At 61.8% G+C, this 12165-nt stretch carries 12 protein-coding genes; 9 read left to right on the forward strand and 3 right to left on the reverse strand.

Going from position 1 to position 12165, the window contains the following annotated elements; all coding sequences use genetic code 11:
• Position 1: 1 nt before the first annotated feature.
• Genes NCS02_RS01835 through purU form a run of 4 tightly spaced genes read left to right on the forward strand, consistent with a single transcriptional unit; the run spans position 2 to position 2925 of the window.
• On the forward strand, positions 2-568 hold the full coding sequence (locus NCS02_RS01835; RefSeq protein WP_008351675.1) for an adenine phosphoribosyltransferase: 567 nt from the start codon (positions 2-4) through the stop codon (positions 566-568).
• Position 569: 1 nt separating this feature from the next.
• The gene (locus NCS02_RS01840; RefSeq protein ID WP_008351673.1) at positions 570-1184 is read left to right on the forward strand and encodes a LysE family translocator; all 615 of its coding nucleotides are present in this window, start codon (positions 570-572) and stop codon (positions 1182-1184) included.
• A 3-nt stretch (positions 1185-1187) separates the two neighbouring features.
• The gene (locus tag NCS02_RS01845; protein WP_008351671.1) at positions 1188-2033 is read left to right on the forward strand and encodes an NUDIX hydrolase; all 846 of its coding nucleotides are present in this window, start codon (positions 1188-1190) and stop codon (positions 2031-2033) included.
• Between the two features lie 22 nt (positions 2034-2055).
• Positions 2056-2925: a formyltetrahydrofolate deformylase gene (gene purU / locus NCS02_RS01850; protein ID WP_008351670.1), complete on the forward strand. Its 870-nt coding sequence runs from the start codon at positions 2056-2058 to the stop codon at positions 2923-2925.
• A 52-nt stretch (positions 2926-2977) separates the two neighbouring features.
• Here purU and NCS02_RS01855 read toward each other — a convergent pair whose 3' ends face one another.
• A complete protein-coding gene (locus tag NCS02_RS01855; RefSeq protein WP_008351668.1) occupies positions 2978-4069 on the reverse strand; it encodes an AI-2E family transporter in 1092 nt (363 codons plus the stop codon).
• Positions 4070-4181: 112 nt separating this feature from the next.
• Complete coding sequence (uvrA, locus tag NCS02_RS01860; RefSeq protein ID WP_175979777.1) at positions 4182-7055, reverse strand: excinuclease ABC subunit UvrA; 2874 nt, start codon at positions 7053-7055, stop codon at positions 4182-4184.
• Positions 7056-7397: 342 nt separating this feature from the next.
• Here uvrA and NCS02_RS01865 point away from each other — a divergent pair, with 342 nt between their 5' ends.
• The 5 genes from NCS02_RS01865 to NCS02_RS01885 all read left to right on the forward strand — a co-directional run bounded on the left by NCS02_RS01865 (position 7398) and on the right by NCS02_RS01885 (position 11856).
• Positions 7398-8600 (forward strand): MFS transporter, encoded by a 1203-nt coding sequence (locus tag NCS02_RS01865; RefSeq protein WP_075583486.1) that lies wholly within the window; start codon positions 7398-7400, stop codon positions 8598-8600.
• Between the two features lie 118 nt (positions 8601-8718).
• Positions 8719-9252, forward strand: coding sequence for a single-stranded DNA-binding protein (locus NCS02_RS01870; protein ID WP_175979779.1), 534 nt, complete (start codon positions 8719-8721; stop codon positions 9250-9252).
• A 440-nt stretch (positions 9253-9692) separates the two neighbouring features.
• Positions 9693-10340, forward strand: a complete 648-nt coding sequence (locus NCS02_RS01875) for a response regulator (protein ID WP_034470552.1) — start codon at positions 9693-9695, stop codon at positions 10338-10340.
• A gap of 125 nt (positions 10341-10465) precedes the next feature.
• Entirely contained in the window at positions 10466-11146 is a 681-nt protein-coding gene (locus NCS02_RS01880; RefSeq protein WP_033536541.1) for a response regulator, read from the forward strand.
• A 59-nt stretch (positions 11147-11205) separates the two neighbouring features.
• Positions 11206-11856 carry a response regulator gene (locus NCS02_RS01885; RefSeq protein WP_008351659.1) on the forward strand — a complete coding sequence of 217 codons (651 nt, stop codon included), beginning with the start codon at positions 11206-11208 and terminating at the stop codon, positions 11854-11856.
• Positions 11857-11990: 134 nt separating this feature from the next.
• Here the strand turns inward: NCS02_RS01885 and NCS02_RS01890 are convergent, their stop codons facing one another.
• Positions 11991-12158, reverse strand: a complete 168-nt coding sequence (locus tag NCS02_RS01890; RefSeq protein WP_250433626.1) for a hypothetical protein — start codon at positions 12156-12158, stop codon at positions 11991-11993.
• Positions 12159-12165: the final 7 nt, after the last annotated feature.

Here is a 12165-nt window from a genome sequence, read left to right on the forward strand (position 1 = left end):
CATGTCCATTACCCCCTCGCACGCCCAGCTCGACGCCGCGCGTTTCATCAAGGAGCGCGTGCGCACCGTCGATAACTGGCCGCAGCCCGGCGTGCAGTTCCGCGATATCACGACCATCCTGCAAGACCGCAAGGCGCTGCGCATGCTGATCGACCTGTTCGTGCAGCGCTATATCGACGAAAACGTGAACGTGATCGCCGGCATGGACGCGCGCGGCTTCATCATCGGGCCGATTCTCGCGTACGAGCTGAGCCTCGGTTTCGTGCCGATCCGCAAGAAGGGCAAGCTGCCGTACAAGACGCTCGAACAGTCGTACGAGCTGGAATACGGCCGCGCGACCGTCGAGATTCACGAGGATGCGTGCAAGCCGGGCGACCGCGTCGTGATCGTCGACGATCTCGTCGCGACCGGCGGCACCATGATGGCCGGCAAGATCCTGCTGGAGCGGCTCGGCGCGCAAGTAGTCGAGGCGGCGGCGATCATCGATCTGCCGGATCTCGGCGGCTCGAAACTGCTGCGCGAAAATGGCGTGCCGCTTTATACCGTGTGCGAATTCGCCGGACATTGACATGCCCAACTTTCTGCTCTTTCTCGCGGCTTCCGTCGCGATCACCGTCGCGCCGGGGCCGGACAATCTTCAGGTGCTCGCCCGCGGCATTTCGCAAGGACGGCTCGCGGGCGTGGTCGCGGCGTGCGGGTTCGCATTCGGCGTGATCTTCCATACGACGCTCGCGGCGCTCGGGGTTGCAGCACTGCTGCGTTCGTCGCCGATGGCGTTTCAGGCGGTGAAACTGGCGGGCGCGGCGTATCTCGTGTGGATCGGCATCAAGGCGCTGCGCAGCCACGGCCTCGCGACCGCGCACGCGCGCCCGAGCCAGCCGCTTACGACCGTGTTCCGCCAGAGCGTGATCGGCAACATGTTGAATCCGAAAGTGACGCTGTTCTTCATCGTGTTCCTGCCGCAGTTCGTCGATCCGCACGGCGCGCAAAGCGTGATGCTGCAGATGTTCGAACTCGGCGCGCTCTTCATGCTGCAGACGGTCGTCGTGTTTTCGCTTTTCGGCATCGGCGCGGGAATGATCGGCGCGTGGCTGAAGCGCCGTCCGCGCGTGGGCGTGTGGCTCGACCGGCTCGCGGGTGTCACGTTCATCGCGCTCGGCATTCGCGTCGCGCTCAAGGACTGAGAGATGCCGCTCGCTTCGATCGTTGCCGCACGCCGCTTCGACGCCGCCGCGCACCTACCGTTCTTTATCGGCGATGAACGCGTCGGCTGGATTCGCCGATCCGACGTCGACGCGCTGCGCCGCTGGCCGGACGTCTTCGTGATCGACGCCGCTTCGGTTCGCCTGCACGCAGCGCTCGCCGATGTGAACGCGCGCAGCGCCGCGCTCGGCGCGGTCATCGGCGCGCTTTTCGCCGAAGGCAAGATTCCCGGTTGGCGCGACGAAACCTACGCGATCCGCAACGGCTTCGACGCCGCGCCGCTCGCGTTCATCGAGCGTGCGGCGTCGCGCTTCTTCGGCACGATGACCTACGCGGTGCATCTGAACGGCATCGTAAAATACCGGGATAAGGCACCGCAGTTGTGGATCGCGCGCCGCAGCGACACCAAGGCGACCGATCCCGGCATGCTCGACAACGTCGTCGCGGGCGGCATCGGCTGGGGTTTCGCACTCATGCCGACGCTCGTGAAGGAATGCTGGGAAGAGGCGGGCATGAGCGCCGAACTCGCTTCGACGGCGACGCCCGGCCGAACGTTTCATGTGCTTCAGTCGCTTCCGGAAGGCACGCAGGCCGAGCAGATCTTCGTGTACGACGTCTCCCTGCCGCCCGATTTCGCGCCGCACAATCAGGACGGCGAAGTCGGCGAGCATCGCCTTGCGCGCATCGAGGACGTCGCGCGCTGGATCGAAGAGGGCAAGCTCACCGTCGATGCGAGTCTCGCGACGCTCGATTGCATGCTGCGTCATCAGTGGATCGACGAAGACGCGTGCGAAGGCATCGACGCGCTGTTCGAAGCGCCGCAAATTTGAAAGAACCGAACGAGGAAAGGTCATGTCGACCGAACATAGTTTTTATCTGAAGTTGTCGTGCCCGGACCGGCCGGGAATCGTGCATGCCGTGTCGGGCTTCCTGTTCAATCTCGGCGCCAATATCCTCGATTCCGCGCAGTTCGGCGACAGCCGCACCGGCGAGTTCTTCATGCGCGTGCATTTCCAGCAAGTCGGCGGCGATCCGGGCCTCGACGCGCTGCGCAAGTCGTTCAGCGATCTCGCCGATGAATTCGGCATGCGCTGGGAACTGCACGACGCATCGGTCAAGCCGCGCGTCGTCATCATGGTGTCGAAGATTGGCCATTGCCTGAACGATCTGCTGTTCCGCTATCGCACCGGGCAATTGCAGATCGAGATTCCGGCGATCATCTCGAATCACAAGGATTTTTATCAGCTCGCGGCGAGCTATGACATCCCGTTCCATCATCTTCCGCTGCTCAACGCGACGTCCGAAGCGAAGGCCGCGCAGGAAGCGCGCGTGATGGAAATCGTCGATCAGCACGACACCGATCTCGTCGTGCTCGCGCGCTACATGCAGATTCTGTCGCCGGATTTGTGCGCGAAGCTGTCGGGACGCGCGATCAACATTCATCACTCGTTCCTGCCGAGCTTCAAGGGCGCGAAGCCGTACTATCAGGCGTTCGATCGCGGCGTGAAGCTGATCGGCGCGACCGCGCACTACGTCACGTCCGATCTCGACGAAGGCCCGATCATCGAGCAGGAAGTGGAGCGCGTCGATCACAACATGACGCCGGATCAACTGACGGCGATCGGCCGCGACGTCGAATGCGTGACGCTCGCGCGCGCGGTGAAGTGGCATGCCGAGCATCGCATTCTGCTCAACGGACACAAGACGGTCGTGTTCCGCTAGATCGCGCTTTCGGAAAGACAAAGCCCGCCGGTTCAGGCGGGCTTTTTTACGCTCAGACGAGCCGCAGATAAATCAGCTCGCGCTTGATATATCCGTAGAAAATCGGCGCGGCGATGACGCCGGGAATGCCGAACGCGGCTTCCATTGCGAGCATCGCGAGTAGCAGTTCCCACGCGCGCGCCTCGATCTGCCCGCCGATGATGCGCGCGTTCAGGAAGTATTCGAGCTTGTGGATCAGGATCAGGAACGCGAGCGACGCGACCGCCGTGCCGAACGACACCGACAGCGAAATGCCGACGATGATCGTGTTCGAAATGAGATTGCCGATCACCGGCAGCAGCCCGACGATGAACGTGACGAGCACGAGCGTTTTCGAAAGCGGCAGCCGTTCGTGAAAGAGCGGCAGTGCGACGAGAAGATACAGCGCGGTGAAGACTGCGTTGATCGCTGAAATCTTGATTTGCGCGAACACGATGCGGCGGAAGGCATCGGAGAAGCGCGACACGCGCGCGACGAGCGCGGTGGAAAGCGGCAGCCGATGGTGCGTCGCCCGCGGCGCGCTCACCGCGATAATCGCGCCGACGATCATGCCGATTACGATATGACCGAAGCCGCGCGCCATTTCCTTGCCGCCTTGCTGGAGCATCTCGGCGTGCTTGTGCATCAGCTCGGTGGCTTTGTCCTTCATCTGCACGGTGTCCACGGGCAGGTAATTCGCGAGCCAGTCGGGCACGGACAGCCGCGCGCTCGACGTGATGCTCATCAGCTGATCGAGCAATTTCTGGACGCTCGGGAAGTCGCGCTCGAAATGTTCGATGGTGGCGATGGTCGCGCCCGTCAGCCCGCCGACGATGATCGCCGAAATCAGCCCGACCGCGATGAGACGCGCGCCCCGGCTGACCACATGCCGCTCGATCAGCGGCGCGATCATGTGCGTAAGCTGAAAAACCAGCATGCCGGCGAGCAGGCCGCCGAGCAATTGCAGCCTGAGCGTGAGATACAGCGCCAGCAGCGCAAGGACGTAGCTGCCGATCTCGACCGCCGACAGCTTCGGCAAGCTCATGTCGCTCGTCAGCCTGACGTGGCGCGTGGGCAGGTCCCGTACACGCGCTTCCTCGTTGGCCGCTTCGTTGCGCTTCGCCATGACTGCGTTCCTTTTCCCCTGCTGCGTACGACGGTTATTCGTGCCGCGGCGCGCGCGGCGCATTTCGACGGTCCGGCTGACAGCGCTTCGGCAGCCAGACCGGCGCCGTGAATCAGGCCGCCGATTTGGCTCGTTGCAACAAGGGTGCCAGATATCTGCCGGTAAAGCTCGCCTTCGACTTCGCAACCTGCTCCGGCGTCCCCTGGGCGATGATCTGCCCGCCGCCGGCGCCGCCTTCCGGACCGAGATCGATGACCCAGTCGGCGGTTTTGATTACGTCGAGATTATGCTCGATGATTACGACAGTATTACCCTGATCGCGCAATCGATGAATCACTTCGAGCAAAAGCGCGATGTCGTGGAAGTGCAAACCGGTCGTCGGCTCGTCGAGGATATATAGCGTCCGACCGGTATCGCGCTTGCTCAGTTCCAGCGAAAGCTTGACGCGCTGGGCCTCGCCGCCCGATAGCGTCGTCGCGGACTGGCCGAGCCGGATATAGCCGAGACCGACGTCGAGCAGCGTTTTCAGCTTGCGCGCCACCACCGGCACCGCCTTGAAGAACTCATGCGCGGCCTCGACCGTCAGGTCCAGCACTTCGCTGATGTTCTTGCCCTTGTACTGGACTTCCAGCGTCTCGCGGTTGTAGCGCTTGCCGTGACACACGTCGCAGGGCACGTAGACATCCGGCAAAAAGTGCATTTCTACCTTCAGAACGCCGTCGCCCTGACAGGCTTCGCAGCGGCCGCCCTTCACGTTGAACGAGAAGCGGCCGGGGTCGTAGCCGCGCTCCTTCGCCGCCGGCACACCTGCGAACAGTTCGCGGATGGGCGTGAACAGTCCGGTGTAAGTGGCCGGATTGCTGCGCGGCGTGCGGCCGATCGGCGACTGATCGACGGCGATCACTTTGTCGAAGTGTTCGAGACCTTCGATCGACTCGTACGGTGCGGGCTCCGTCGCCGAGCCGTACAGATGCTGCGCGACCGCGTGCTGCAGCGTGTCGTTGATGAGCGTCGACTTGCCCGAGCCGGACACGCCCGTCACGCAGGTCAGAAGTCCGACGGGCAAATCGAGCGTCACGCGCTTCAGATTGTTGCCGTACGCCTCGACGATGCGCAGCATGCGCTCGTCCGGCGCGGTGCGCTCGGCGGGATAGCTGATCGTGCGCTTGCCGGACAGATACTGCCCGGTAATGGAATTCCCGTCCTTTTGCACCTGCACCGGCGTGCCTTGCGCGACGATCACGCCGCCGTGCTCGCCCGCGCCCGGTCCCATGTCGACGACGTAATCGGCCATGCGGATCATGTCCTCATCGTGCTCGACGACGATCACCGAATTGCCGATATCGCGCAGATGCTTGAGCGTGTCGATCAGCCGGTCGTTGTCGCGCTGATGCAGGCCGATCGACGGCTCGTCGAGCACGTACATCACGCCCGTAAGGCCGGAGCCGATCTGCGACGCGAGCCGGATGCGCTGCGCCTCGCCGCCGGAAAGCGTCTCCGCGCTGCGTTCCAGCGACAGATAATCCAGCCCGACGTTGTTCAGAAACGAGAGCCGCGCGACGATTTCCTTGATGACCTTGTCGGCGATTTCGCCCTTCGCGCCCTCCAGACGCAGCGTCTGGAAATAGCCGAGCGCATCGCGTAGCGGCCAGCCGCTGATTTCATAGATGCCGCGCGCCTGTTCTTCTGCGCCGACTTTCACGAAGCGCGCTTCGCGCCGCAGACGCGTGCCTTCGCACGCCGGGCACGGCTGATTGTTCTGGTATTTCGCGAGTTCTTCGCGCACCGCCGCCGAATCGGTCTCGCGATAGCGCCGCTCCAGATTCGGGATGATGCCTTCGAACGCATGCTCGCGGACCGACGCGCGCCCGCGCTCGTTAATGTACGAAAACGGAATCGCCTGCTTGCCCGAGCCGTACAGAAGAATCTTGCGCACTTTCTCGGGCAGATCCTCGAACGGCGCGTCGATTTCGAATTCGTAGAATGCCGCGAGGCTCTGCAGCATCTGGAAATAGAACTGATTGCGCCGGTCCCAGCCCTTTACCGCGCCCGCCGCGAGCGACAGCGACGGATGCGCGACCACGCGCTTCGGATCGAAGAACGTGATCTGTCCGAGACCGTCGCATTCCGGGCACGCGCCCATCGGATTATTGAACGAGAAAAGACGCGGCTCCAGTTCCGGCAGCGAATACGAGCAGATCGGGCACGCGAATTTCGAGCTGAAGAGCTTCTCCTTTTCGGTGTCCATTTCGAGCGCGATCGCGCGGCCGTCGGCGAGACGCAGCGCGGTTTCGAACGATTCCGCGAGGCGCTGCTTCATGTCCGGCCGCACTTTGAGACGGTCGATCACGACGTCGATCGTGTGCTTGTCGTTCTTCTTGAGCTTCGGCAGCGAATCGACTTCGTAGATTTTCGCGACGCCTTCGTTCGCCGTGCCGCCGCCCGAGCGGATGCGAAAGCGGATGAAACCCTGCGCCTGCATTTCCTCGAACAGCTCGACGTGCTCGCCCTTGCGATCCGCGACGACCGGCGCGAGGATCATCAGCTTGGTTTCTTCAGGCAGCGCGAGTGCGGCGTCGACCATTTGCGAGACGCTTTGCGCCTCCAGCGGAATCAGATGATCCGGGCAATACGGCGTGCCGACGCGCGCGTACAAAAGACGCAGGTAATCGTGAATTTCAGTGACGGTGCCGACCGTCGAGCGTGGATTGTGCGACGTGGCCTTCTGCTCGATCGAAATGGCCGGCGACAAACCTTCGATCAGATCGACGTCCGGCTTTTCCATCAGCTGCAAAAATTGCCGCGCATACGCCGAGAGGCTTTCCACGTAACGGCGCTGGCCTTCCGCATAGAGCGTGTCGAACGCGAGCGACGACTTGCCCGACCCCGACAGCCCCGTGATCACGATCAACTTATGGCGCGGCAAGTCGAGATTGACGTTCTTCAGATTGTGGGTGCGAGCCCCACGAATACGAATTTCTTCCACGAGTTCGTTCCGGCGTTTTTCGGGTGCTTTCGGATGTTTTCAGCGGCGCTTTCATCTGTCCGGACGGGCCACGAAGCCATTGCCGGGCGGAAAGAGAGGGGGCCAAACCTGCTACTATAACGACTTTTAAAGGGCGCAGCGCCCGAGCCCAAGGGCCGGATGCGCGTCGATCGGCCGGCGCGGGGACTTGCCGGCCAAGTACGGGAGAGCGCCGACGCATCGAGCGGCGCGCTTTTAGCCGTGCGATTCCATATAGTGCCGTTTCGAGCAAGAACAAGGCGGCCGCGCCTGGCTGCGCCGCAGGCCAGGCCAGACGCGACCCTCATCCTTTTCCCGTTTCTGATGTCCAATCCGTCTGCCACGTCCACACGTCTGTCTGCGCCGGAGTTGCGCGCGACCGTGTCGCTCGCTGCCATCTTCGCGCTGCGCATGCTCGGTCTTTTCATGATCATGCCGGTGTTTTCGGTGTACGCGAAAACCATCCCCGGCGGCGACAACGTGCTGCTCGTCGGCATTGCGCTTGGCGCCTACGGCGTCACGCAGTCGATGCTCTACATCTTCTACGGCTGGATTTCCGACAAGCTCGGGCGCAAGCCGGTCATCGCGTTCGGCTTGCTCGTCTTCGCGGTGGGCAGCTTCGTCGCGGCCGCCGGGCATTCGATGACGTGGATCATCGCCGGGCGCGTGATCCAGGGCATGGGCGCCGTTTCGTCCGCGGTGATCGCGTTCATTGCCGATCTCACGCACGAGGAAAACCGCACGAAGGCGATGGCGATGGTCGGCGGCAGCATCGGCGTGTCGTTCGCGGTGGCGATCGTCGGCGCGCCGATCGTGTTCCACTGGGTCGGCATGAGCGGGCTTTTCACGGTGATCGGCGTCCTGTCGATCCTCGCGGTGGGCGTGGTGTTCTGGATCGTGCCCGATCCGCCCGCGCATCCGGTTCACGTCAAGGCGCCGTTCGCGGAAGTGCTGCACAACGTCGAGTTGTTGCGCTTGAACTTCGGCGTGCTCGTGCTCCACGCGACGCAGACCGCGCTTTTCCTCGTCGTGCCGCGCATTCTGGTGGACGGCGGGTTGCCGGTCGCATCGCACTGGAAGATTTACCTGCCCGTGATGGCGCTCGCGTTCGTGCTCATGGTGCCGGCCATCATCGCCGCCGAGAAACGTGGAAAAATGAAGAGCGTGATGCTGAGTGCGATCGGGCTTATCCTGATCGGCCAGTTGTTATTGGGCGCGGCTCCCCATACGCTGTGGTCCGTGGCAGCCATTCTGTTCGTGTACTTTCTCGGCTTCAACGTGCTGGAGGCGTCGCAGCCGTCTCTGGTGTCGAAGCTTGCGCCGGGCACGAGAAAGGGCGCGGCGGCGGGCGTGTACAACACGACGCAGTCGATCGGCCTTGCCCTCGGCGGGGTGATCGGCGGCTGGCTGCTGAAGCTCGACGGGCCGAGCGCGGTTTTCTTCGCGTGTTCGGCGCTGGTGTTGGCGTGGCTCATCGTCGCTGCATGGATGAAGCCGCCACCGCGCAGAACAGAGCGCGCGGCCTGAGAGAAATTGGAATCATCGAATCGAGCCGACAGGGTGCAACCGAATCCACGTCTGAAGACGAGATCGGTCCAATCGCATCTTTCGGCTGACAGTTAGCAAGGAATCTACCGGAGAAATCATGGCATCAGTCAACAAGGTCATTCTCGTGGGCAATCTGGGCGCCGACCCGGAAACCCGCTACCTCCCGAGCGGCGACGCCGTGGCCAATATTCGTCTCGCGACGACGGACCGTTACAAGGACAAGGCCTCCGGCGAATTCAAGGAACTCACGGAGTGGCATCGCGTGGCGTTCTTCGGCCGGCTCGCCGAAATCGTCAACGAATATCTGAAGAAGGGCTCGTCGGTTTACATCGAAGGGCGTATTCGCACGCGCAAATGGACCGATCAATCGGGCCAGGAGCGCTATTCGACCGAAATCGTCGCGGATCAGATGCAGATGCTCGGCGGTCGCGGCGGCGCCGGTGCCGGCGATGATGGCGGCTACAGCCGCAGCGCGCCGATGGATCGTTCGGGCGGCGGTGGCGGCGGCGGCGGCGGACGCGCGCCCGCAGGCGGTCGTGCGAGCGGCGGCTCAGCAGGCGGCGGTTCCAGCCGCCCGAGCGCGCCGGCAGGCGGCGGCTTCGACGACATGGACGACGATATCCCGTTCTAAAGAATCACCGGCAATTCGCGCATCGGAAGATGGGCCTCTGGCTGAAACAGCCTGAGGCCCATTTTTTTTTGAGTCGGCGAGGCGCTTCCTGATTGCGGTGTGATCTATTGCTCGCGCCGGAGCCTATTAAGCGCTCGGCGCCTGATAGTCGCGCTCGTACGCCATCAAGTGCACACCAACTATTCCGCAGTCTAATCGGATTTATCCTATGGCCTGCAAATTGGTCACATTCTATTTTTGAGGCGATTATCCGAGAAAATAAACGCAATCTTTATTTGCTTGTCGTCATCTAATTGAGGTTTTTGAAGGTTTGCGGTTTATGTGTTTCTGGTAAACGCGAATCGGAAAGCCGTGCTTAATCGTGCCGCGTGGATTAATCCGTTGCGCGCTGTTGCAGCCCACAAGCATTTTCACCGAGACCAAGAATAACCGGGGGCCCCTTGAAGCTTCGAATAGTACTGGCTGACGATCATCCTTTCGTTCTCCTTGGGATGAAGGCCATCTTCGCCGCCGCAGACGGATTAGAGGTCGTCGGCGAGGCAAATAATGCGAGCACTTTGTTGGCAGAACTCGCGGTCAAGCCGTGCGATGTGCTGGTCACGGACTTCGCCATGCCCGAGCCGGGAGCGGATGCAAATGACGGTCTCCGTCTCATTCGCAAGGTGCGCCAGGATTTCCCCGACCTCTGCATCGTCGTGCTCACAAGCGTGAGCAACGTCGCGATTTTGCGCTCCATCCTGAATGCCGGCGCGATGAGCCTCGTCAACAAGGCCGAACCCATCGAACTCGTGGTGACGGCCGTGCGGCATGCGAGCGTCGGACGCCGTTTCGTGAGCGCCTCGTTTGTCGCGGCGCTTGCGGAAGCGGGCACGGAGACCGAATTTTCGCCGGAGGAGCCGCGCCTGTCCGTGCGAGAGATCGAAGTCGTCCGCCTGTTTGCCAAAGGCCATTCGATTACCGAAATAGCAAAAGAACTCGATCGCGATGTTCGCACGATCAGCCGTCAGAAACGTGATGCGATGAATAAGCTAGGCGTAAGAAACGATCCCGGGTTATTCGCGTTTGTGCGCGCACGCGGATTAGGATGAGTTTTTGGCGCACTGAAATGGTTTCGGATGCATCTTATGTATCTAAATTTTTCGATGCCGGATGATCGACCTTCTCTTTTTTGGATGTGAATTCTGGTCCGCAGGACTAGAAGGGGTTTGAGGCAATGGAGTTCTGGAACGGGAACCAGGTGTTCTCGCACGCTAAACGGATAAGGCTCGCAATAGCGGATGATCATCCTCTCGTCATCCTCGCCGTCGAGCGACTCGCTGGGAATTTTCCCAATGTAGAGGTGGTAAGTCGTCACGCTAATTCGACCCAACTCGAAGAGTCGCTTGCTCGCGGCGAGTGCGACGTCGTCGTCATCGACTATTTCATGCCGGGCGGACGTTACGGCGACGGCGTCGAGCTGATTCAGCATGTGGCGAACCAGTATCCGGAGGTCAGGATCGTCGTCATGTCGCGCAGCGGCGACGCCGCGCTCGTCAAGCAGGCGCTGGAAGCGGGAGCCCACGCGTTTCTAAGCAAGGAAGACCGGCTTGAGCTGATCTACGTCGCGATTGTTTCGGTCATCGCCAATGAAACCTATCTTGGGCCCGCAATACGCCGCACGCTCGCGCTCGCGGATTCCGAAAGCCACGCGCGTTTCATTCGTCAGCGGCTCACGAGCCGCGAACTGGAAGTGATCGAGCGCTATGCACGCGGCGCGAATGTCACCGAGATCGCGAAGGAACTCGATCGCAGCGTGAAGACGATCAGCGCCCAAAAATGCGCGGCCATGCGAAAGCTCGATTTATCGACAGACGCGGATTTGTATCGATTTATCGCGGACAGTGGCTTGATCTAGACGCATCGCATAGCGCGCACGCCGCGCAAGCCCTGAGGCCAGCAAGAACGCATAACAGAATGAGAACAAGAACGCCGAAACGCGCCATCGTTGCGGATGACCATCCGGTCGTCATCAAGGGTATTCAAACCCTGCTCGAGCGAGATGGCGCGGTGCGCGTGGTCGCCACCGCGTGCGACACGCTGGAACTTGCCGAAGCAATCGATACCACGCCGTGTGACTTCATCTTCTCCGACATCGGTATGCGCGGTATCGACGGGGAAAGCAGCTCGATCACCTTTCTCAGGCGTCTGACCTGGCAGGAAAAGCGGCCGAAGATCATCGTGCTCACGATGATCTGCCAAACGCGAATGCTGGCCGGGCTCGTTCAGCTCGGCGTAGACGGCGTGATCGACAAGCGCGACGGACTCGAATGCCTGCACGACGCGATATCCGTCGCTGAAGCCGGCGGCTGTTTCCTCTCCCCAACCGTGGAGGCGGCCGTGCGCCATTTGCCTGCGACATCGCCGGCGCGCGTGGGCGTACTGAGCCGACGCGAATGGGAGGTCTTCCAGCTCTACGCTCGCGGTCTTCTGGTCCATGAGATCGCTGAGCACTTCGGACGAAGCCGCAAGACGATCGCGACGCAGAAGCGTGCCGGCATGCGCAAGCTGGGACTCGATAGCGAGGAGGAGCTGGTCGCCTACTTTCAGCAAGTCGGCCTGGTCTGAAGTGGTGTAGCCGTCGCCGATGCCCGGTTTAGGAGCAAATTGGGACGGTTCTGATTCGATCCTGATACGCAGCGGCTCAGACTCAAGACATTTGCACTCGACAGGCAAGCACGAAGCGCGGCGACTCGTAGCGGTCAAAAGCCGTGAATCGGCGTCATCGAGATCTTGCTCAGACGGCGCAGCAACGGTCCTTGCCGCGCCGGCCCGCATCCGAAGGATTCGAATTGAGATTTCTGTTCGCGCGTTGTTTGCTCCTTTTCAGCCTGATCGCGCCATCGTTCGGCAATGCGGCCGACCCGCATGCCTACG

It is taken from the genome of Caballeronia sp. NCF2 (assembly GCF_023631205.1).
GTDB lineage: Bacteria > Pseudomonadota > Gammaproteobacteria > Burkholderiales > Burkholderiaceae > Caballeronia > Caballeronia zhejiangensis.